This window comes from Novosphingobium sp. BL-A-28-Hi1-0D, from assembly GCF_055521755.1.
Genome location: NZ_CM145502.1, coordinates 2,348,678 through 2,369,231, shown reverse-complemented (window position 1 = coordinate 2,369,231; position 20,554 = coordinate 2,348,678). Strand labels below are relative to the sequence as shown.

Here is a 20,554-nt window from a genome sequence, read left to right as displayed (position 1 = left end):
TGCTCATGCGCCGGCATCCGGGGGACACGGGGCATCGGCATCCGCAATCAGCGCCTCAACGATCTGGCGGAAGCTGTCGCCCCTCGCCTCGAAATCGCGGAACTGGTCGAAGCTGGCGCAGGCTGGCGAGAGCATCACCACATCACCGGGTTGCGCTGCCTCCATCGCCTGGCGCACCGCATCGCACATCATCTCGCTGCGGGTGACGGGCATGATCGGATCGAGAATGTCGGCAAACATCGGCCCGGCCTCGCCGATTGTATAGGCGGCGACCACGTGATCGAAATAGGGCGCACACTCGTCGAGATTGTCGCTCTTGGGCAGACCGCCGAGGATCCAGTGGATGCGAGGATACGCCCCCAGCGCAGGCGCGGTCGAGGCCGGATTGGTCGCCTTGCTGTCGTTGACGAACAGCACGCCGCCCGCCTCCGCCACGCGCTCCATCCGGTGCGGCAGGCCGACGAAGCTGGCCAGCGCGGGACGCCACACGTCTTCGCCGATGCCAAGCTGGCGCGCAATCTCCACGGCGATTGCCGCGTTCTGAAGGTTGTGCGGCCCTTGCAGCGAAGGCCATGCGGCCTGTCCTTCAAGCGCATCAGGCTGAACCACATGCACGAAACCCGCGTCATGCGTCGCGGACGACTCACGCGCAATCTTCAGTGTATGTTCGTCACCGCAGCCGAACACGGCGTGATGCTGCGCCGACTGCATCTGGAACAGCCGCGCCTTGGCGGCGGCATACCCGGCAAAGCCGTCGTACCGATCCAGATGGTCTGGACTCAGATTGATCAGCGCCGCCACGTCGCAATCGAGGCTCTGCGTCAGGTCGATCTGGTAGCTCGAAAGCTCCAGCACATAGACGCCGCCTTCCGGCAGTGGCTCTTGCCCAAGCACCGGCAGGCCAATGTTCCCGCCAAGCCGCGCTTCGAGGCCCGCCGCCTTGCAGATATGGTGGACCAGCATCGTCGTGGTCGACTTGCCATTGGTCCCCGTAATGCCAACGACACGATGCTGCGGAAGGTCTGCGCGGGCCTGTGCAAACAGTTCGATGTCGCCAATCACCGGCACGCCGAACCAGGCGGCATGCGCAGCAATTGGATGGCGGTTCAACGGCACGCCGGGGCTGACGACGACGCCTGCAAACCCGGTCAGGTCTAACGCAAGCGGATCTGCGATGGTGCAACGACCTTCGTAAGCCGCACGCGGTTCCTCGCGGCTGTCCCATACGGTAACCTCCGCCCCGCCCGCCAGCAGCGCCTCGACGCTCGCCTGCCCCGAACGGGCGAGGCCGAGCACCGCGAAGCGCTTGCCGGAAAAGGCGGGCGAGACGATCATCGCACCTTCAGCGTGGCAAGGCCGATCAGCGCGAGCACGATCGACACGATCCAGAAGCGGATCACGACGGTCGATTCCTTCCAGCCGAGCTGTTCGAAGTGGTGGTGGATCGGCGCCATGCGGAACACGCGCTTGCCCGTCCGCTTGTAGACCGAAACCTGCACGATCACCGACACAGCTTCCATCACGAACAGACCACCCACGATGGCCAGCACGATCTCGTGATGCGCTGCAACCGCGATCACGCCCAATGCACCGCCAAGGGCAAGGCTGCCGGTATCGCCCATGAACACGGCCGCAGGCGGCGCGTTGAACCACAGGAAGGCGAGCCCCGCCCCCATCATCGCCGCACAGAAGATCGCCAGTTCACCTGCGCCCTTCACGTGCGGAATGCCGAGGTAGCTGGAATAGTCCACGCGGCCCGCCAGATAGGCGATGATCGCAAAAGTCCCCGCTGCAATGATCACCGGCATGATCGCCAGGCCGTCGAGCCCGTCCGTCAGGTTCACCGCATTGCCCGCACCTACGATCACGAAGATCGCGAACAGGTAATAGAACGGCCCCAGCGGAATATAGAGGTTGCTGAACACCGGCACGTAGAGGTGCGTCTCGCCAACAGCCAGCCACGCAGCCACGGCAGCGACCACGAACTCGCCGGCAAGGCGCACCTTGGCTGGCACGCCCTTGTGCGCATACTTGGTGACCTTGTCGTAGTCATCGAGGAAGCCGATCAGGCCGAAGCCCAGCGTGACCACCACGCACGACCAGACCAGACGGCTCGACACGTCCATCCAGAGCAGCAACGACAGCGTCAATGCGGTGACGATCATCAGCCCGCCCATGGTCGGCGTGCCACGCTTGGCGAGGTGCGATTGCGGGCCGTCCTCGCGGATCGGCTGGCCCTTGCCCTGGCGTACGCGCAGCATGTTGATGAAGCGCGGGCCGATGATCAGGCCGATCAGCAGCGCGGTCAGCAGCGTCGCCCCGGCGCGGAACGTCTGGTAGCGGATGAGGTTGCTGAATCCCTCGAAGTGCAGCCACTCGGCCAGCTGGTAGAGCATTCACCGTTCCCTGGTGGTGAGCGAACGCACGATCGCGCCAAGTCCCACCGAATTCGACCCCTTGACGAGGATGGCATCACCCCCGCGCACGCCATCGGCAGCCAGGCATTCCGCCGCTTCCGAAGCCGTCTGCACATGCGTCACATCGACCTGACCGGCAAGCGAGGACGCGCCGTTTTTCCCCAGCACGTCGGCCAGTGGCGCCATTTCGGCTCCAACCAGCACCAGCCTGTCGACCTTGCCCTCGGCAACGGGACCGGCCAGTTCGGCGTGATAGCGCGCCTCGCCCTCGCCCAGTTCCTTCATCGCGCCAAGGATGGCGACGCGGCGCGCGGCAGGGGTTGCGCCAAGCTGGCGCAGCGTCACCGCCATCGAGGCCGGGTTGGCGTTGTAGCTCTCATCGATCAGCAGCGCCTTGCCCGAACCGTCGCCGCCAGTGGCAGCGATTTCGTGGCGAGCACCCCGTCCGGCAAGGCCTTCCAGCTCGGCCAGCGCCAGCCCCGCCGCGCCCAGATCGCCGCCGATGGCTTCTACCGCCGCCATGATCGCCAGCGAGTTGGCCACCCAGTGCTCGCCCGGCTGCGAAATGGTGTAGCACACCTTGCGCCCGCCGAGGTCAGCCGTCACCAGCGTTCCCCCACCGGCCGCCGCCACCGCATCGAGCAGGCGCACGTTCGCTTCGGCATGGCGGCCAAAGCTGACCACCCGTTCCGCGTGCTGCACCGCCTTGGCGCGGAGGCGTTCGTAATGGCGATTGTCGTGCGGGATGATCGCGACGCCGCCGTGCTCGAGGCCTTCGAAGATCTCCGCCTTGGCGTCGGCAATCGCCTCCTCACCCGAGAAGTGGCCGATATGCGCTGGCGCGATGGTGGTCACGATCGCCACATGGGGGCGCACCAATTGCGTCAGCGCCGAAAGCTCGCCAGCGTGGTTCATGCCCATCTCGAACACGCCGAAGCTGGTGCGCGCGGGCATCCGCGCAAGGCTGAGCGGTACGCCGACATGGTTGTTGTAGCTCTTGACCGAACGATGGGCACGGCCCCTGCTGGCGCGGTCCAATGCAGCGTAGAGCGCTTCCTTGACCCCGGTCTTGCCAGCTGAGCCGGTGACTCCGATGATGCCCGCGTCTACCCGATTTCGCGCGGCCTTTCCCAGATCCTCAAGCGCATTTGACGTGTTCGGCACGAGGATGTGCGATCCAAAGCAGCCATGCTCCACCACAGTGCCCGCCGCTCCGCGCCCGAACGCGCCCTCGAGGTAGCGATGGCCATCCGAAGCCTCACCCTTGAGCGCGAAGAACAGATCGCCCTCCACCACCTCGCGGCTGTCGATCTCGACGCCGGACACTGCAAACTGTCCGCTCGCCCTGCCGCCCGTAGCCCGCGCGATTTCCTCGCTTGTCCAAAGCGCAAGACCCGCCGCATCCGACGGGTCCTCGGGCCATGAAATCAGAGCGGGATGGGCGGTCATGTCGTGCACTCCCTTGCGACCTGTACGTCATCGAACGGCAAGACGCGCACGGCATCGCCCCTGCCCACGATCTGTCCCTGTTCGTGCCCCTTCCCCGCAACAAGGACGATATCGTCGCGCCCTGCCTCGGCAATCGCCGCAGCGATCGCGGCGCGGCGATCCCCGATCTCGCGCGCCTTGCCGTCGCAGCCTGCCATGACGGCCGCGCGGATCTCCGCAGGGTCTTCGCCACGAGGATTGTCATCCGTGACAATTACCAGGTCAGAGCCTGCACAAGCCGCGCGGCCCATTTCCGGGCGCTTGCCGCCATCGCGGTCACCGCCTGCGCCGAACACCGTGATCAACCGGCCCTCGGTGTGGGGCCGCAGTGCTGCAATCGCGGCTTCGATGGCATCAGGCGTATGCGCATAGTCGACATAGACCGGCGCCCCTGACCGATTGATCGCAGCGCGCTCCAGACGCCCGCGCACCGGCTGCAATCGGCCAAGAGCATCGAACACCTTGTCGGCATCGGTTCCCGAAGCAATAGCCAGCCCTGCCGAAACCAGCGCATTTGCCGCCTGATACGCCCCGATCAACGGCAGGTTTACCTTGCGCGCCTTGCCTTCGAATTCGATCTCCAGCGTCTGCCCCAATTGCGTGGGCGTACGGGCGAGCAGGCGGACTTCCGTCCCCTGCTCGCCCACACCGAGCAGCCGCAGACCCCGTCGGCGGACGTGCTCTACCGCCCGTTCAGACCATTCGTCGTCCATCCAGACGACGGCCGTGCCGCTCTCTTCCACGACATGGTCGAACAGGCGCATCTTGGCCGCGAAATAGTCCTCCATCGACGCATGGTAATCGAGATGGTCGCGGCTGAGGTTAGTGAAGGCTCCGGCAACGACGCGCAGGCCTTCGTTGCGGTACTGCGAGAGTCCGTGACTCGATGCCTCGTAGGCAACATGGCTCACGCCTTCGCGGGCAAGGCCGGTCATGTTCGAGAGGAATGTGACGATGTCGGGCGTGGTGAGGCCAGTCGAGACACTTTCGTCCGCTGTTGTGACGCCCAGCGTGCCGATCGAAGCCGCAGAGTATCCGGCCATCCGCCAGATCTGCCGCGTCATCTCCACGGTCGAGGTCTTGCCGTTGGTCCCGGTAACGGCAACGACCGTTTCGGGCACCGGCTGGAAGAAGTGCGCGGCGAGTGCGGCAAAAGCGCGGCGCGGCTCCTCGTCGGCGACATGGACTGCGCCTTCGACCTTTGCCTCCGGCCGGGCCACGACCGCGACGGCTCCGGCCTTCACCGCATCGGCAATGAAATCCTCGCCGTTGAAGCGCGTGCCGGGAAACGCGCCGAACACCGTGCCTGGCGCCACCTTGCGATGGTCGATGGCAAAGCCGGTGACGCTGGCATCGCCGTTCTCGACCGCGAAGCCCGCCGCATCAAGGATCGGCCCGAGCTTCATTCACCTTCTCCGTTGCCGACGAGCGGCGAAAGATCCGAAATGTCGATGTCGCGCGTGTCGTCAGGCACCACGCCAAGGAACGGTCCGATTCGCGGCACTACGCGACCTACGATTGGCGCTGCGTTCCAAGCGGCAGTGCGCTGAAACGATGTCGCAGCCGTACCCTTGGGCTCGTCGAGCATGGCGATCACGACATAGCGTGGCTTGTCCATAGGGAACGCGGCAGCGAAAGTCGCAACGAGCGACGTGCGGTTGTAGCCACCCTTGCCGCCCGGCTTTTCCGCCGAACCGGTCTTGCCGCCAACGCGGAAGCCTGCGGCATTGGCGCTCTTGCCGGTACCATCCACCACGATCATCCGCAGCAACTGGCGCATACGCGCGCTGGTCGAGGCCTTGTAGACCCGGCGCCCCTCGGGAACCTGTGTCGGTTCGCGCTTGAACAGGGTGGCGGGCCGCCAGATGCCGCCGTTGACCATTGCGGCATAGGCGGCGGCGAGGTGGAGCGGAGTAACCGCGATGCCGTGGCCATAGCTGACCGTCATCGTCGTGATCCGGGCCCATTCTCCCGTCTTCTCGTGCCCGCGCGGCCAGAGCGGGAAACCGCGCGCTGGCAGTTCGATATAGGGCCGCTCGTTCATGCCGAGCGCGGCCATCGTCTTCTTTAGCCCAGCCCCGCCAAGCTTGTCGGCCACTTGCGCGGTGACGATGTTCGACGAATGGATCAGCGCTTCGGGCACATTCAGAGATGCGCCGAAGCTATGGCTGTCACGGATGCGGAAACCGCCGATTTCGAGCGGGCGATCAGAGGGATAGCGCACCGAAAGATCGGTCACGACGCCAGCGTCGATCGCAGCGGCAATCGACAGCGGCTTGAACGTGGAGCCGAGCTCATAGACCTGGTTAGTGACCTTGTTGAACACCAGGTTGTTCAGCGCCTTGTCCGACCGGTTGGGATTGAACGAGGGCAGAGAGGCAAGCGCGATGACTTCGCCGGTATCTACATCGAGGATCACGCCGGCTGCGCCCTTGGCCTCCGTTTCCAGCATGCCACGGCCCAACTCGTCCTCGAGCGCGCCTTGCGCACGCATATCTATCGACAGGGCAACCGGCTTGCCACGCTTGGCCGGGTCGAGCAGGTCCTTTTCGAGCACCTGTTCCATGCCGACATGGCCATGGCCTTCGCTGTCGACATAGCCGAGCACATGCGCGCCCAGCGAGCCTTGCGGATAATAGCGCTGGTTCTCGCGCGGAAATTCGAGGGCGGGTTCACCCAGCGCGAAGATGCGATTGGCCTCTTCGGGCATGACCCGCTGGCGCAGGTAGCTTGGCTTGTCGGACTTCAGGCGGCGGAGCAGATCGTTGTAGTCAGCGTCAGGAAAGATCGCGAGCAGCGCCTTGGCCACTTCCTCGGGCGACTTGACCAGCGGCGATCCATTCTCGCCGAACGCCTTAGGATTGTACCACAGGGCGTAGGACGGGAAGGCGCGGGCCAGCGGCACGCCATTTCGATCAGTAATCTCCCCGCGCGGAGGCAGCAGCGCTTCGGCCAGCGAGCGCCGTTCGGGCGAGCCTTCGAAGAAGCCTAGCTGAGCAATGCGGGCAAGTGCGGCAAACCCGAAGAACAGGATGAAGCCTGCCACCACCAGTGCGCGCACCTTGGCCTCGACCAGCGAGCGCTGGCGAACGTTGGCCAGCTTGACGCGGCCCGAGGCGATGGCGGCGGAGGCGGTGAGTGCGTTCACCGGGCTGCCTTAGCCTCCTTGCCCTTGGCGGCGCGAGGGGTCGGAGCCGACTTGTCCTTCTTCGGGGCCGACTTATCCGCAGTTGCGACAGTCTTGACCTTGGGCTTGGCCTTGTCGGCCTTGGCAACCGCAGCCTTTTCCTTGGGCGCGTCCTTGGTCTTCTCCGCAACCTTGGCCTCAGCCTTCTTTGCGGGGCGCTCCTTCTCCGAAGCCGTTTCCTTGCGCACGGGGCCCCGCGGACGGGCGTCGATCACTTTGCCCAGCCGGTCCTTCAAGGTCTCGACCGCCTCGGCGTGCGCCACCTTGCGTGCAGGACGGTCAGAGGCGGTGTCATCCTCGTCCGATGGCGAAACCGCCTTGCGATCGTTGCTCGCCAGCACCTTGCCGGTCAGCGGCGAGACCATTGAGGGAAAAGCCGCCGAGGCGATCACGCTGTCGTCCACGCTGGCCACGCGGATCGGCTCTGGCGCGTCGGGCTGCGTCGGCACACTCAACTCGGCCAGCTGGCGCTCACCCTCGAGGTACTGGCTTGCGCTCGGCGCGGCATAGCCGAACTCGACGTCGTTCCAAGCCTTGAGCTGCTGCTGGTTGGAGCGGGTCTCGAACTCGGTCTCGAGATACATCTTCTCCTGCTTGAGCGCGACGATCCGCGCTTCGGCATGGTGAATCTGGCTGCGCAGCGCATTGACGCGGAAGGCCAGCACCATGACCAGCGCCAGGCACAGACCGAGCAGAACGAGCCATCCAACGGAGCGCAGGCGGCTTGCCGTGGTGATCATGCCGCAGCCCTCCCGGCACCATTGCGCGCAGGCGCCGTGGTACGTTCGGCCCAGCGCAGCGTGGCAGAGCGAGCGCGGGGGTTGCGCTCTTCTTCTGCGGGCGTCGGGCGGATCGCGGCCGAAGGCTTGGCGAAGACCGGCTCAACCTTGGAAGCCATCTGCGGCAAATGGCGCGAACCTGCAGGCACGGCCCCAGCCGCCTCGCGCAGGAACTGTTTGACGATGCGGTCCTCAAGGCTGTGGAAGCTCACCACTGCGATGCGGCCACCGGGAGCAAGCACCTTCTCGGCGGCTGCAAGGCCAGCGATCAGCTCGTCCAGTTCGCCATTCACGTGAATGCGTACAGCCTGGAAACTGCGGGTGGCCGGATCCTTCTGCGCCTTGGGACCCTTGATGTCGGGGCGATAGCCGAGCGCCTTGCGCACGACGTTGGCAAATTGTCCGGTGGTGGTCAGCGGGCGGGCGGCAACGATGGCGCGGGCGATCCGGCGCGACTGGCGTTCTTCGCCATAGCGGTAGAGAACGTCCGCTATATCCCCCTCGCCTGCTTCATTCAGGAAATCCGCCGCACTTGGACCGTCCTGTGACATTCGCATGTCTAACGGACCGTCGGATGAGAAGGCAAATCCGCGCCCCGGCTGGTCAAGCTGCATGGAGCTTACCCCGATATCGAAAACGACACCCTGAACGCCTGCGATTCCGGCCTCCGCAAGTCCTTCTGCGAGTTCGGAAAAGCGGCGGGCATGGAGAACCAGCCGTGGATCTTTTCCACAGGTTTCTCCCCAGAGCTTTCCCGCAGCGATCGCATCGGGATCGCGGTCAAACGCATGGACCGTCGCACCCGATTCCAGCAACCGCCGGGTATAGCCGCCAGCGCCGAACGTGGCATCGACAATGATGTCGCCGGGCTTGGGCTCAAGCGCCTCGATCACTTCCTCGAGCAGCACGGGAATGTGCGGGGCCTTTGCGGGAGCGTCGGTCACTTGCGCTTCCCCTTGGCAGCTTCGGCCATCTTGGCACGGCAGTTCGCCTTGGCGGTGTCCCATGCCTCGCCTTGCTCGAACAGCACGCGCGGACTCCAGATCGTGATCTGGCGACCGCCGCCCTGAAAATAGAGACCGTCCTCCACCTGCCCCAGTTCGGAGAGGTATTCAGGCAGGACGAAGCGACCGCTTTCATCGAAGCTGACTCGGGTAAAGCCATAGGCTTGCGCCTCGGCAACATCGCGATCGAAGTCGATCCCGAGGCGGAGCTTCTTCTCTTCCTCGCGGTCGATCTCTGCTGCCAGTTCGTCCAGGCGGGACAGGCCGAACCCGGTCAGGCAAGGCAGGCGTGGGTGCTTGTCGAGGCAGAGGATGCGCTGGTTTGCCGAGGCGGTGTAGATGTCTGAGCGGAAGTCGGCAGGCAGGACGAAGCGGCCTTTTTCGCCACGTGGCGAAAAGCCCTGCCCCACCAGATTTACCGGCCCTCCCGCCACGCCTGGACACCCCGCTCGCGGACGCGCGCTCCTTCGCTCGGCCCTGCGCCATCGCGCAAAGCCGACTCATCCCCCGCGGATGCGAATGGAAACTCGTCCCGATAGACGCATTACTAACGCGGGACCGGGCGGGCGAAAAGGGGAAAATGCGGGAAAATGCGGACTAGTTATGATTCCGTAGCATTTTTTCTGCACCTTACCGCGGCGATCACCATGATTTGCCTCAATTTGTGGCAGCGGAATCGTCCGGAATCCGGCAAATGTCCAGCGCAATGGATGAGCCCGGCCCGGCTCTGGCCCGTGTTTTCCCGCACCGGAACGGTGGTTCAGTCCGAAAATGCGTCGCCGAGTAGATAGGAAAGCGCGGTTTCGCGCGATTGCGGGCTATCGGATGCTTCGAGCACTGCGGCATCCGCGACCAGCACGGCCCGCCCTTTCCCGATCTTGCACCGAGCAATCAGACCATCCGGCGTGATCGCACAGCGGGAGTCTTTCCCGCCATCTTTCGACCGGAAGGCGCCGGCAAGGTTCACAGGAACGTGTTCGCCCGCAATTTCCCGCAAGCCTGCCCGCTGGCGGTCATCGAACTGCAACTCCAGCCCCCACCGCCCGAGGATCGGCGAAACCAGAGCGACATCCTGCGGCCTGCGACGGTCGCCAAGGGCAAAGGCGCTCTCCTGCGTCAGCATCGGATCGGCGAATATCAGCACCTTCCCGCCCTGCCGCACCCACGTGTCGAGGGCGACGTTCTCCTCGGGCATCAGCGGTCGGGGCTGCGCAATTACCAGCGCGTCGAGGCGGGATATCTGCAGCAGCGTATCGAGCGGGACCAGATGCCCATGCTGCTCCAGCATGCCTTTGGCCCAGTGCGCCTGCTGCGGTCCATCGACCAGCTCTTTGAGATCGCCCGCCTCGCTCCAGATGATCGGCAGGCTGGTGAACAGGCCAAGCGACCGCTCGTCCGGCTTGCTACGCCCCGCCAACACCCAGACAGCAGCAGCGGCCACAATGGCACTCGCCAGAAGGACAAGAAGGCGGCGACGCATCGCCGGTCAGTTCTTCGGCGCGTTTACCGCAGGGGAAGGCGAAGCTGATGGCTTTTCCTTGGCACTCACCGGCAGTTGCGGAGCCACACCCATATCAGCCAGAGGGTCCTTGGCCGAAGTCTCGCTCGCCTGCACGGCGGGCGCAGCAGTGTTTACCGCGCTCGCGTCAATGTACTTCGCCCGGTCCATGATCACGTTGGCAAGGCTGACCAGCAGAAGCATCCCGGCCAGCCCGAACAGCCCGACCTGCAACCGGTGCACTGCCTGCGCGCGCAACTCCCGCGTCGTCGGCGGCACATGGGCCAGCGCGCTCGCCGCCGCCATTTCCGCCTCGGTCGGAGGGGGAGCCGGTCGTGCAGCGGGGAAGCCGAACATTGCCATGGCGTCAGTCTAGCCTATTGCTCCAGCCAAGGGAACACCGGCAGTCCCTTGGCCTTGAGCCACTCGGGATTGTAGAGCGAGGACAGGTAGCGGAAGCCCGTATCGCACAGGATCGTCGCCACGCGGCTGCCTTTGCCCAGTTGCTTTGCCAGCGCCACCGCGCCCGCCACGTTGATCCCGCTCGAAAGGCCAAGGCACAGGCCTTCGTCAGCCAGCAGTCGTTCGACCCAGTACAGTCCTTCCTCGTCCGAGATGCGGAACTGCGTGTCGATCGGCGCGCCTTCGAGGTTGGCGGTGATCCGCCCCTGCCCGATGCCTTCTGCAACCGAAGACCCTTCGGCCTTCAACTCGCCATTGGCGTAATAGCTATAGAGCGCCGCGCCGTGCGGGTCGGTGAGCGCGATAGTCACCTTCTCGTCAAACGCCTTCAGACCAAGGCCCACGCCCGCAATCGTCCCGCCCGTACCTGCAGCGCACGTGAAGCCGTCGATGCGGTGCTCCATCTGCTCCCAGATTTCGGGCGCGGTGCTGTCGATGTGGGCGCGGCGGTTGGCGATGTTGTCGAACTGGTTGGCCCAGATCGCACCTTCCGTCTCCTCGGCAATGCGGCGCGAGGTGTGGACGAAGTGCCCCGGGTTCGAGAACGGCGCAGCAGGCACCAGCACAAGCTCGGCCCGCAGCGCCCGCAGCGTGTCCATCTTCTCGCGCGATTGCGTCTCGGGCATCACGATGACCGACTTGTAGCCGCGTGCATTGGCCACCAGCGCAAGGCCGATCCCGGTATTGCCCGCGGTGCCTTCCACGATGGTCCCGCCGGGCTTCAACACCCCGCGCTCCTCGGCATCACGCACGATCCACAGCGCTGCCCGGTCTTTCACCGAAGCGCCGGGATTGGCGAACTCGCACTTGCCGTAGATCTCGGCCCCTGCCGCCTCGCTCGGCCCTTTCAGCAGGACGAGCGGCGTGTTGCCGATGAGCGAAATGGTATCGGGTGCAATCGCTGGAGACATCATGCGCCCCGAGTTAGGGGCACTTCGCGCAAATGCCAACGAATTTGCGCTTGGGGTCCGCCAAGCCCTACTCGCGGCCGGCGCGGATCGCCCCGCCCCCTGCAAACGGCGCAACGGCAATGGCCACCAGACTGCACGCCCCCAGCAGCATCAGTCCGCCCTCGCCACCCGGCTGCAAGGACCCTGCGCCAAAGATCAGGAGCGGCACCGCCAACGGAATTGCCAGCAATCCGCCCAGCGCGGCCCCCGCCCGCAAGCCCGCAGTCAGCGCCGCAATCGTCACGCCAATCGCCGCAAGCCCCGGTGTGCCAAGCAGCAGCCCGACCTCGACCGTCCACAACTGCTGCGCATCGAGCGAGAGCAGCCCCGCCGAAATCGGCGCAGCCAGCATCAGCGGCACGCCAAAGCTCAGCCAGTGGGCGACGATCCGCACCAAAATCAGCGCCTCTTCCGATATCCCGCGCAAGGCCCACTGGTCGAACATGCCCGCTTCCACGTCCGGCTCGACCAGACGGTCCAGCGGCAGGATCGCGGCGAGCAGCGCCGCCACCCAGATCACCCCCGCCCCGGTCCGCGCCAGCAACCGCGCATCCGGCCCCACTGCGAAGGGAAACAGCATCGCCACTGCAAGGAAGAACAACAGCGGCAGCACAGCCCCGCCCCGCCCTTGCGCGCCGCGCGTCAGCAGCACCAGATCGCGCACGAAGATCGGCCAGAGCTTGCGGATCACGGCTGATAGTCCAGAAGCTCGACCACTTTCACCGCATCGAGCGAGAGCGGCTGATGCGAAGCGATGATCACGGCACCGCCTGCACCACAATGCGCCTTGATTGCGGCCTGCGCGATGCACGACCAATGCGTGTCCAGCCCGTTCAGCGGTTCATCCAACAGCCACAGTGGCGCCCCGCTCGCCGCAACGCGTGCCAGCGCTGCGCGCTTGCGCTGGCCGGTGGAAAGATAGCGCACCGGCACGTCAAGCAGGTCAGCCAGCCCGAAGTCGGCCTCCACCTGCGACGCACCGTCAATCCGCTGCCAGAACGCGAGAGCGCGCTCGAGTGGTTCGTGCCCATCAAGAGCCAGCCGCTCATCGGAAAGCGCCAGACCGCCCGTGCGCTCCACCGTCCCGGCAAAGGGCCGCAGCAGCCCTGCCAGGATACGGATCAGGCTCGATTTGCCGATGCCATTAGGCCCGGCCAGATGCACCACTTCGCCCTCGGAAAGGGCAAACGACAGCCCCCGGAACAAAATCCGGTCCCCGCGCCTGCAGGCAATATCCGTGGCGACGAGACCGCACTCTTGCATGGAAACACGCGATAGGGGAAACGGCGGCAACTGCCAAGGATGCCAGAAGGACCAATCATGACCGTAGCCCGCCTGACCGACGCCGAACGCGATTCGCTGCTGGCCGAACTCCCCGAATGGCAATTGCGCAGCGACGGCCTCGCCATCACCCGCACCTTCCGCTTCGCCGATTTCTCGGAAAGCTGGGCCTTCATGAACCGCGTCGCCCTCTACGCCGAAAAGGCCGACCACCACCCCGAATGGTTCAACGTCTACAACCGGGTGGAAGTGACGCTGACCACGCATGACGCCGATGGGCTGTCAGCAAGGGATGCAGCGATGGCGCGGGCGATGGAAACCTATCTCTGATGCGGCAATTTTCGCCTGGGCGACATCTGTGACCCAGCGTCGCCCCGGACCTGATCCGGGGGCCCGCTTTTCTCGGGCGGCACAAACAAAGCTCTCTACTTCCCCAAAGGCCGCTCCGCAGACCGCATCTGCTTGCGCAACGCCCCCGGCATCCAGCGTGAGGCAAACGCCAGCCGCCGAGCGGTCTTGCCGACGAGCGTATGCACCTTGTCGCCATGCACCGCCGCCCACGCCGCCTCGGCCACCTCGCGCACCGGCGTGATCTCCAGCCCCGCGCCGCGCACGCGAGTGCGGATATCCTCGTTGCTGGCTCGGTTGGGGGCGTGGTCGAGCAGCGGCGTCTCTATGAACCCCGGCATCAGGTCGCGCACCTTGATCCCGTCATCCGCCCATTCGCCATCCAACGCTTCGGTAACCGCACGCACCCCGAACTTGGTCGCCGAATAGACCGACGCCCCCGGCGAGCCATATATCCCCGCCGCACTCGCCGTGTTGAGCAGGCACGATCCCGGCCCGCTTGCCTTCAACCATGGATGCGCCGCCTGCGCGCCGAAGATCACGCCCTTGAGATTGATGTCGAGCGTGCGTTCGATTTCCTCGGAAGTCAGGTCAACAATCGCCCCGCCAATCGGAATCCCGGCATTGTTGAACACCACATCGATCCCGCCGCCCGCAGCCTTCGCGCAATCGGCCAGAGCCTGATCCCACGCCGCCCGGTCGCGCACGTCCAGCTTGTGCAGCGCGCTTTGCCCCGGCGGCAGCAGCGTCGCGGTCTCGGCCATGCCGTGCTCGTTGATGTCCGCTATCCCGACGAACCAGCCGCCTTGCGCAAAGCGCTGCGCCACCGCGCGCCCGATGCCCGATGCGCCCCCGGTTATGAAGATCGTCTTGCGCGCCACGCGGCCCCTCCTGCTCACATTATTGTCAGCAGCAGATTACAGCGCCGGATTGTTATAGCAATGCCATGTAAAGATCGCCGCCGCCCCGCGATGGGGCCGCCAGTCCTCGGCCAACTCGCGCGTTTCCTTTTCGCTCGGTCGTTCGGCAAGGCCCAGCAGCTTGCCCAGCCCCACCTGCACCGCCAGATCGCCTGCGGGCCAGATGTCCGGGCGTCCTTCGGCGAACAGCAGGTAGATCTCCGCCGACCAGCGCCCGATGCCCTTGATCCTGACCAGCTCGGCAATCGCCTCCTCGTCGTCTGCTGGCAGCGCCTCGAGATCGAGTTCGCCCGATACCACCAGCTGGCACAACGACCGCGCGTAACCCTGCTTCTGCCGCGAAAGGCCACAAGCCCGCAGCGAATCGAAATCGGCGGCCAGCAAGTCCTGCGGCGGCATGTCCTCGCCCAGCAGCGCCTCCAGCTTGTTCCAGACCGAAGTGGCCGCCGAGACGCTCACCTGCTGCCCGACGATGGTGCGCAGCAGCGTGCGGTAACCGGTCTCACGGATGCGCGGCTCGGGATAGCCGACGCGCTCGATCGCGCCTGCCAGCAGCGGGTTGCTCGCCGCGATGTGGTCCAGCCCTTCGCGAATGGCCTGCGCCGTCAGTCCCACCCTAGTTCTCCGCAACAGAGTTTTGGCCGGATCGGCAGTTGCCAAACCCGATAGGGCGCGATAGCAGCGCCGTCCAAAGGCGAACAGGGGGCGCGGGGACTGCGTTTGTACCCGTCGCCGCATTTGGAGAACGAACGATGCCGAAGATCGTGGTTGTCAATCGTGCGGGTGAAGAGAAGACGGTCGAGGCCGATGCCGGCCTGTCGGTAATGGAAGCGATCCGCGACAACGGATTCGACGAGCTGCTCGCGCTGTGCGGCGGCTGCTGCTCGTGCGCGACCTGCCACATCTACGTCGACCCCGCGTTCGCAGACAAGGTCTCGCCGATGAGCGAAGACGAGAACGACCTGCTCGACAGCTCGGACCACCGCAACGAAACCTCGCGCCTGTCCTGCCAGGTTCAGCTGACCAGCGCGCTTGACGGCCTGCGCGTGACGATCGCGCCGGAAGACTGATTTTCCGCGCCTTTGCGCCGACTGAAAGGGCCCGCCTCCACCCGGAGTGCGGGCCTTTTTCTTGTCCAACGCTCGGCTCCAACGCTCGGCGCGGTGCCTTTCCGCCTGATGCACCGAACGACTCCCGACCACCTGTGTCCATCGCTGGAGGCGCGCGGAACGGAGAACCGCTACGCACCCTTCGCAGGAGATCATGTCGTCCGTGCATTTTTTCCAGGAACCATTTTGTGGCTCGTGCGTGAACCTCTCCCCATGCACCTTCCACCTCTTCAACGACGGCTCTGGACGCGCAAGATTTGAAACCGAAACAGGTTTCCTGCGCAATTAAGTTTACCCCTAACGATAGGTATGTCTAAATATCTTCCAATTTGCGACGAACCGTTTCTGAGAACATTTTATATCTATCTTTCAGTATCTTGTTACATGAACACAACACTAACTAACGTTTAATGTGGGAACTCCGGTTTCCCGTTTGAACGCGGCGATCTGCCTCGCCACACAGGCGCCTCTCTCCCCCCAGCCGCTAGCCGACCGCACTCGCGGAGGCCACGCAGCGAGGTGGAAGGGCCTGCTTCCAGTCCATGGAAACAGACGTTCAGGACAAGAGGACTGCCACGTGAACATCAAGTATCTCTCCGCGCTCCGTACGGGCGCAACACCGCTGGCGATGGGCTTCGCGCTGATCTCCACCGCGGCTTTCGCGCAGGACGCGTCTACAACTGCCGCGCCGCAAAGCGTCGATTGCAGCACGACCCCCGACGATCCCAGCTGCGGCGATGCCCAGACCATCGTCGTCACCGGCTCGATCCTGCGCCGCACCGATACCGAGACCGTCTCGCCGGTCACCACGGTGACGCAGGAGAACCTCGATCAACGCGGCATCTCGACCGTGCAGGAAGGCCTGCAGACGCTGGCCGCCAACAACGGCCCGGCGCTGACCAACTCGTTCACCGCCAATGGCGCCTTCGCAGCCGGTGCCTCGGCCATCTCGCTGCGCGGCCTTTCGACCAACTCGACGCTGGTCCTGTTCGACGGCATGCGTGCCGCCTATTACCCGCTGGCCGATGACGGCTCGCGCAACTTCGTCGACCTCAACACCATCCCCGACGACATCGTCGACCGCGTGCAGGTGCTGCGTGACGGCGCTTCGGCAGCCTATGGCGCCGACGCGATCGCGGGCGTGGTCAACATCATCACCAAGCGCGAATTCAAGGGCGTGCGCGCACGGGGCGAAGCCGGCGTATCCGAGCGGGGCGATGCGCCGCAGTATCGCCTCTCGCTGACCGCCGGCAAGGGCGACATCGAGGAAGACGGCTACAACGCCTATGTCTCGGGCTTCTACTATCGCAGCAAGAAGCTGATGAACCGCGACCGCGGCTATCCGTTCAACACCGACAACCAGACCGGCGTGTGCTCGCCCGATGGCGATTGCGGCAGCGATGATCGCCTCAACTCGCCGACGGCCACCAGCTACACCGGCTTCACCGGCCCGCTGATCGTTCGTCCCTATGACGCCACGAACACCACAGCGCTCGGCCGCTTCCAGCTCCTTAACAACGTTGGCTGCGACAGCGCCTACACGCTCACGCCGGCGCAGCTTGCTGCCAGCGCTGCCGCGCCGTTGCAGACCTGCACCGTCGATCTTACGCGAAAGTACGGCGTGATCCAGCCTGACATCGAGCGCTGGGGCGTCTCGGCCCGCGTCACCGCCGCGCTGAGCGACAGCATCGAAGCCTACGCCGAGTTCAACTTCCTGCAGAGCAAGTCCTCGTACACCGGCCTGCCGGAACAGATCGCGCGCAATTCGAACGCCGGCATCCTGTTCCCCGGCTTCTCGACCTCGAACAACTCGGCCACCCGCGCGCCCGGTTCGTTCGCGCTGACCCTGCCGGTCTACGTCTGCGCCACCGGCGTTGGCGATGCCAGCGGCCTCAACACGGGTTGCAATGCCACCAACGGCACGCTCAACCCGAACAACCCGTTCGCCGCTGCCGGACAGCTGGCGCGCATCCAGGGCCGCCTGTTCGACCGTCCGACCTTCAACGAGACGCGCAACCGCGCCTATCGCGGGGCCATCGGCATCAAGGGTGACCTGACCGACACCATCAACTTCGACTTCGGCGCGACCGCGATGCATGACGACCTGCGCCGCCGTCAGGAAGGCTATGTCTACATCGCCAACCTGCTGACCGCAGTTGCTCGTGGCACCTACAACTTCGTCGACCTGACGCAGAACACGCAGGCCCAGAACGACTTCCTGCGTCCGACGCAGATCCTGAACGCCACCTCTGACCAGGTGCAGTTCCAGGGCACGCTCGGCGCGGACCTGATGGAACTGCCGGGCGGCAAGCTGCAGGTCGCGGTGGGTGCAGGCGCCCGCTACGAAGCGGTCGACGCACCTTCGGGCAACCCCGACACCTTCGGGCCGACGCAGCGCTACTTCACCCTCAATGCCTTCGGCACCAAGGGCAGCCGCTGGGTCTATTCGGGCTTTGCCGAAGTCAACGCGCCGATCCTCGAACAGGTCGAAGTCAACCTCGCCGGTCGTTACGACAAGTATTCGAGCGGCCAGAACGCCTTCAGCCCCAAGGCCGGGATCAAGTTCAAGCCGATCGACCAGCTGCTGATCCGCGGCACATGGTCGAAGGGCTTCCGCATCCCGTCGTTCGGCGAGGCCAACGCCCTGCCGACCACCGGGTTCGTGACCAACACCTCGGCGGCGTTCAACGACGCCTACCTCAGCCAGTACGGCTGCACGGTCGCCACGTTCAGCGATTGCCCGACCTATATCCGTTCCGGTTCCTACGGCCAGACCACGCTTGCCTCGCCGAACCTGAAGCCGGAGCGTTCGCGCAGCTTCACGGCGGGTATCCTGTTCGAACCGATCCGCAACTTCAGCATCTCGGTCGACTACTACAACATCAAGAAGACCGGGGTGATTGCCCAGCCTTCGAACTCGCCCGCGCTGCTGGCCTACTATGCCGGACAGCCGATCCCGGCCGGTTACACGGTGATCCCGGACGCGGTCAGCCCCGACTTCCCGAACGCGACGCCGCGCATCGCCTTCGTCCAGTCGCAGCTGATCAATGCCAACACGCAGCGCGTCTCGGGCCTCGACTTCCAGATCGACGGACGCGTCAACCTGACCGACAACATCCGCTTCACCAGCCATCTCGAAGCCAGCTACATCATCAAGCTGGAATCGGACCTGACGGCGAGCGGTGGCGGGGTCGAGCGCTATGACGGCACGCTCGGCAACTTCAACCTGACGGCAGGTTCGGGCACGCCCAAGTGGCACGGCTACTGGCTGAACGGCGTGCAGTTCGACGACAACCTCGAGATCAACACCACCCTCAACTACTTCGGTGGCTACAATCTCTCGGCCGTCGACCAGGGCACCGGCTACAAGGACTGTGGTCTGAACCCCGGCTACAGCCCCTCGGGCTGCGACGTGCCGCGCTACATCACCTTCGACCTGCAGACGCGCTTCAAGGTCAACGACCGCTTCACGCTGTCGCTCACCGCGCTGAACCTGTTCGACAAGATGCCGCCGGTGGATGTCGTGACTTACGGTGCATACCTCTACAACCCGATCCAGGGCGGACAGGGCATCCTGGGCCGTTACTTCAAGGTTGGCTTCCAGGCCGACTTTTAAGTCCACGTCGCGTAGTCTCTACGAAAACTAGTCTCTACGTCACGTTTCCAGAAACTGAAGGGGCGGCATCTCGCGATGTCGCCCCTCTTTTTTGGTGCATGCGGCCCAAGCGCACGCAAAAATGCCTGCGCCTCCGCGAAGGCGGTGGCCACGGTGTTGTTACTGAACATCAGAGTAAGCCGACTGAGGTCCCCGCCTTCGCGGGGACGCAAATGCTTTGATGTCAGTTAGAGCCGCAGGCCCGCCGTCTCGTCCAGACCGGACATCAGGTTCAGCGACTGCACCGCAGCGCCGCTCGCCCCCTTGCCCAGATTGTCGAGCACGGCAACCAGTCGCGCCTGCTCACCATCGGCGCTGCCCATCACGTGCAGCGTCAACCCGTCCCACGGCTCCATCGATGCGCGCATCAGCATCTCGCCATCGGCAGGAAGATCCTGCGCCACGGTCACGACCGGCGATCCGGCATAGAATTGCGTCAGCGCCGCGCGCAGCAGATCGGCGGGCACGTTGCCCGGCATCACCCCCAGCGCCAGCGGGATCTCCACCACCATGCCGCGATGGGCATTGACCACCGCAGGGCTGAACAGCGGCGCGATGGCAACGCCGGTATAGCGCTGCATTTCCGGCACATGCTTGTGCCCGAAGGTCAGGCCATAACCGCGCCAGGCGATGTCCGTATCGTCCTCGAACCGCCCGATCAGCGCCTTGCCGCCGCCCGAGTAGCCGGACACGGCATTGCAGCTATAGGGCCACGCGGCAGGCAGCAGGCCGTTGTGCACCAGCGGCGCAAGCAAGCCGATGAAGCCGGTGGGATAGCAGCCGGGGTTGGAAACCCGCTTGGCCGCTGCCACCGTCTCGCGCCCGACGATTTCGGGAAAGCCATAAGTCCAGCCATCGGCCACGCGGTGCGCGGTCGAAGCGTCGATCACTTTGGTGCGATCGTTGCGGATCATCGCCACGGCATCACGCGCGGCTTCGTCCGGCAGGCACAGGATCACCACGTCGGCATCGTTGATCGCCTCGGCCCGCGCCGCGTCATCCTTGCGGCGCGCGTCATCAAGCGCGATCAGCGCAAATTCGCTGCGTCCGGCAAGCCGCTCGGCAATCTCCAGCCCGGTCGTCCCAGCGGCACCGTCGATGAAAACCGATGTGGTCACTTCACCGCTTCCAGCTTGCTCATCTCGACATAGCCGACGAGCAGATCAGACTTGGCCTGTCCCCAGGCCCAGCCACCCGCGATGTCGAGCACGTCGAACACTTCGCCTACAGCCAAGGCGCGCAGTTCCACCGCATCGGCCTTGCCAGCCCCGCGCAGGACCGCGTCACCCTTGACTGCGTGCGGCATCGGCACGGCGTAGTGCGGCACGAAGTACTTCCCCGCGAGCCCGATGTGCGCAAGATCACCACGCACCGGCAGGTGCGGCTTGTCCGAGCGGTCCGACGGGCGCGTCAACTGGAGCGGGCCGGTCGGCAGGTCGGTGGAAAGAGGCATGGC

20 protein-coding genes are annotated in these 20,554 nt (G+C 64.9%); 3 read left to right on the top strand and 17 right to left on the bottom strand.

The features are described from left to right. Nucleotides 1-3: 3 nt before the first annotated feature. From murD to ccmA, 13 genes are all read right to left on the bottom strand, one after another. Nucleotides 4-1,335 (bottom strand): UDP-N-acetylmuramoyl-L-alanine--D-glutamate ligase, encoded by a 1,332-nt coding sequence (gene murD, locus ACZ1JW_RS11650; RefSeq protein WP_465140670.1) that lies wholly within the window; start codon nt 1,333-1,335, stop codon nt 4-6. Then, the gene (gene mraY / locus ACZ1JW_RS11645; protein ID WP_465140669.1) at nt 1,332-2,396 is read right to left on the bottom strand and encodes a phospho-N-acetylmuramoyl-pentapeptide-transferase; all 1,065 of its coding nucleotides are present in this window, start codon (nt 2,394-2,396) and stop codon (nt 1,332-1,334) included. The genes murD and mraY overlap by 4 nt, the downstream gene beginning before the upstream one ends. Continuing rightward, on the bottom strand, nt 2,397-3,866 hold the full coding sequence (locus ACZ1JW_RS11640; RefSeq protein WP_465123391.1) for a UDP-N-acetylmuramoyl-tripeptide--D-alanyl-D-alanine ligase: 1,470 nt from the start codon (nt 3,864-3,866) through the stop codon (nt 2,397-2,399). It lies immediately after the preceding gene. Further along, nucleotides 3,863-5,311 carry a UDP-N-acetylmuramoyl-L-alanyl-D-glutamate--2,6-diaminopimelate ligase gene (locus ACZ1JW_RS11635; RefSeq protein ID WP_465140668.1) on the bottom strand — a complete coding sequence of 483 codons (1,449 nt, stop codon included), beginning with the start codon at nt 5,309-5,311 and terminating at the stop codon, nt 3,863-3,865. Before ACZ1JW_RS11635 ends, ACZ1JW_RS11640 begins: the two co-directional genes overlap by 4 nt. Beyond that, nucleotides 5,308-7,053 (bottom strand): peptidoglycan D,D-transpeptidase FtsI family protein, encoded by a 1,746-nt coding sequence (locus tag ACZ1JW_RS11630; RefSeq protein WP_465123393.1) that lies wholly within the window; start codon nt 7,051-7,053, stop codon nt 5,308-5,310. Before ACZ1JW_RS11630 ends, ACZ1JW_RS11635 begins: the two co-directional genes overlap by 4 nt. Then, nucleotides 7,050-7,832 carry a hypothetical protein gene (locus tag ACZ1JW_RS11625; protein WP_465123394.1) on the bottom strand — a complete coding sequence of 261 codons (783 nt, stop codon included), beginning with the start codon at nt 7,830-7,832 and terminating at the stop codon, nt 7,050-7,052. Before ACZ1JW_RS11625 ends, ACZ1JW_RS11630 begins: the two co-directional genes overlap by 4 nt. Beyond that, nucleotides 7,829-8,815: a 16S rRNA (cytosine(1402)-N(4))-methyltransferase RsmH gene (rsmH, locus tag ACZ1JW_RS11620; protein WP_465140667.1), complete on the bottom strand. Its 987-nt coding sequence runs from the start codon at nt 8,813-8,815 to the stop codon at nt 7,829-7,831. Before rsmH ends, ACZ1JW_RS11625 begins: the two co-directional genes overlap by 4 nt. Beyond that, nucleotides 8,812-9,309, bottom strand: coding sequence for a division/cell wall cluster transcriptional repressor MraZ (locus tag ACZ1JW_RS11615; RefSeq protein ID WP_465140666.1), 498 nt, complete (start codon nt 9,307-9,309; stop codon nt 8,812-8,814). Before ACZ1JW_RS11615 ends, rsmH begins: the two co-directional genes overlap by 4 nt. A gap of 326 nt (nt 9,310-9,635) precedes the next feature. Then, complete coding sequence (locus ACZ1JW_RS11610) at nt 9,636-10,355, bottom strand: Gldg family protein (RefSeq protein WP_465140665.1); 720 nt, start codon at nt 10,353-10,355, stop codon at nt 9,636-9,638. Between the two features lie 6 nt (nt 10,356-10,361). Then, nucleotides 10,362-10,736, bottom strand: coding sequence for a hypothetical protein (locus tag ACZ1JW_RS11605; protein ID WP_465140664.1), 375 nt, complete (start codon nt 10,734-10,736; stop codon nt 10,362-10,364). A 14-nt stretch (nt 10,737-10,750) separates the two neighbouring features. Beyond that, the gene (locus ACZ1JW_RS11600; protein ID WP_465123399.1) at nt 10,751-11,749 is read right to left on the bottom strand and encodes a cysteine synthase A; all 999 of its coding nucleotides are present in this window, start codon (nt 11,747-11,749) and stop codon (nt 10,751-10,753) included. A gap of 64 nt (nt 11,750-11,813) precedes the next feature. After that, a complete protein-coding gene (ccmB, locus tag ACZ1JW_RS11595) occupies nt 11,814-12,476 on the bottom strand; it encodes a heme exporter protein CcmB (protein WP_144906678.1) in 663 nt (220 codons plus the stop codon). Beyond that, nucleotides 12,473-13,048 (bottom strand): heme ABC exporter ATP-binding protein CcmA, encoded by a 576-nt coding sequence (ccmA, locus tag ACZ1JW_RS11590; RefSeq protein WP_465140663.1) that lies wholly within the window; start codon nt 13,046-13,048, stop codon nt 12,473-12,475. The genes ccmB and ccmA overlap by 4 nt, the downstream gene beginning before the upstream one ends. A gap of 57 nt (nt 13,049-13,105) precedes the next feature. Between ccmA and ACZ1JW_RS11585 the strand changes: the two genes are divergently transcribed. Then, nucleotides 13,106-13,396 (top strand): 4a-hydroxytetrahydrobiopterin dehydratase, encoded by a 291-nt coding sequence (locus ACZ1JW_RS11585; RefSeq protein ID WP_465140662.1) that lies wholly within the window; start codon nt 13,106-13,108, stop codon nt 13,394-13,396. Nucleotides 13,397-13,491: 95 nt separating this feature from the next. Here the strand turns inward: ACZ1JW_RS11585 and ACZ1JW_RS11580 are convergent, their stop codons facing one another. Further along, on the bottom strand, nt 13,492-14,295 hold the full coding sequence (locus ACZ1JW_RS11580; protein ID WP_465140661.1) for an SDR family oxidoreductase: 804 nt from the start codon (nt 14,293-14,295) through the stop codon (nt 13,492-13,494). Between the two features lie 36 nt (nt 14,296-14,331). Then, the gene (locus ACZ1JW_RS11575) at nt 14,332-14,949 is read right to left on the bottom strand and encodes a DNA-3-methyladenine glycosylase family protein (RefSeq protein WP_465140660.1); all 618 of its coding nucleotides are present in this window, start codon (nt 14,947-14,949) and stop codon (nt 14,332-14,334) included. A gap of 137 nt (nt 14,950-15,086) precedes the next feature. On the opposite strand from ACZ1JW_RS11575, the gene ACZ1JW_RS11570 reads away from it, so the two are divergent. Continuing rightward, on the top strand, nt 15,087-15,404 hold the full coding sequence (locus ACZ1JW_RS11570) for a 2Fe-2S iron-sulfur cluster-binding protein (RefSeq protein WP_465123404.1): 318 nt from the start codon (nt 15,087-15,089) through the stop codon (nt 15,402-15,404). A gap of 667 nt (nt 15,405-16,071) precedes the next feature. Next, nucleotides 16,072-19,059 carry a TonB-dependent receptor domain-containing protein gene (locus ACZ1JW_RS11565; protein WP_465142770.1) on the top strand — a complete coding sequence of 996 codons (2,988 nt, stop codon included), beginning with the start codon at nt 16,072-16,074 and terminating at the stop codon, nt 19,057-19,059. A 227-nt stretch (nt 19,060-19,286) separates the two neighbouring features. On the opposite strand, the gene argC is transcribed toward ACZ1JW_RS11565, so the two are convergent. Both argC and ACZ1JW_RS11555 read right to left on the bottom strand, forming a co-directional pair. Next, nucleotides 19,287-20,216: an N-acetyl-gamma-glutamyl-phosphate reductase gene (gene argC / locus ACZ1JW_RS11560; RefSeq protein WP_465123405.1), complete on the bottom strand. Its 930-nt coding sequence runs from the start codon at nt 20,214-20,216 to the stop codon at nt 19,287-19,289. Then, nucleotides 20,213-20,551 (bottom strand): SH3 domain-containing protein, encoded by a 339-nt coding sequence (locus ACZ1JW_RS11555; protein WP_465140659.1) that lies wholly within the window; start codon nt 20,549-20,551, stop codon nt 20,213-20,215. Before ACZ1JW_RS11555 ends, argC begins: the two co-directional genes overlap by 4 nt. Nucleotides 20,552-20,554 lie beyond the last annotated feature (3 nt).

Coding starts and splice junctions, on each gene's coding strand:
- ACZ1JW_RS11625 (WP_465123394.1), bottom strand. CDS start 7,832: ATGATCACCACGGCAAGCCGCCTGCGCTCCGTTGGATGGCTCGTTCTG.
- ACZ1JW_RS11635 (WP_465140668.1), bottom strand. CDS start 5,311: ATGAAGCTCGGGCCGATCCTTGATGCGGCGGGCTTCGCGGTCGAGAAC.
- ACZ1JW_RS11585 (WP_465140662.1), top strand. CDS start 13,106: ATGACCGTAGCCCGCCTGACCGACGCCGAACGCGATTCGCTGCTGGCC.
- ACZ1JW_RS11605 (WP_465140664.1), bottom strand. CDS start 10,736: ATGGCAATGTTCGGCTTCCCCGCTGCACGACCGGCTCCCCCTCCGACC.
- ACZ1JW_RS11565 (WP_465142770.1), top strand. CDS start 16,072: ATGGGCTTCGCGCTGATCTCCACCGCGGCTTTCGCGCAGGACGCGTCT.
- ACZ1JW_RS11555 (WP_465140659.1), bottom strand. CDS start 20,551: ATGCCTCTTTCCACCGACCTGCCGACCGGCCCGCTCCAGTTGACGCGC.
- ACZ1JW_RS11640 (WP_465123391.1), bottom strand. CDS start 3,866: ATGACCGCCCATCCCGCTCTGATTTCATGGCCCGAGGACCCGTCGGAT.
- ACZ1JW_RS11610 (WP_465140665.1), bottom strand. CDS start 10,355: ATGCGTCGCCGCCTTCTTGTCCTTCTGGCGAGTGCCATTGTGGCCGCT.
- murD (WP_465140670.1), bottom strand. CDS start 1,335: ATGATCGTCTCGCCCGCCTTTTCCGGCAAGCGCTTCGCGGTGCTCGGC.
- ACZ1JW_RS11570 (WP_465123404.1), top strand. CDS start 15,087: ATGCCGAAGATCGTGGTTGTCAATCGTGCGGGTGAAGAGAAGACGGTC.
- ACZ1JW_RS11600 (WP_465123399.1), bottom strand. CDS start 11,749: ATGATGTCTCCAGCGATTGCACCCGATACCATTTCGCTCATCGGCAAC.
- ccmA (WP_465140663.1), bottom strand. CDS start 13,048: ATGCAAGAGTGCGGTCTCGTCGCCACGGATATTGCCTGCAGGCGCGGG.
- mraY (WP_465140669.1), bottom strand. CDS start 2,396: ATGCTCTACCAGCTGGCCGAGTGGCTGCACTTCGAGGGATTCAGCAAC.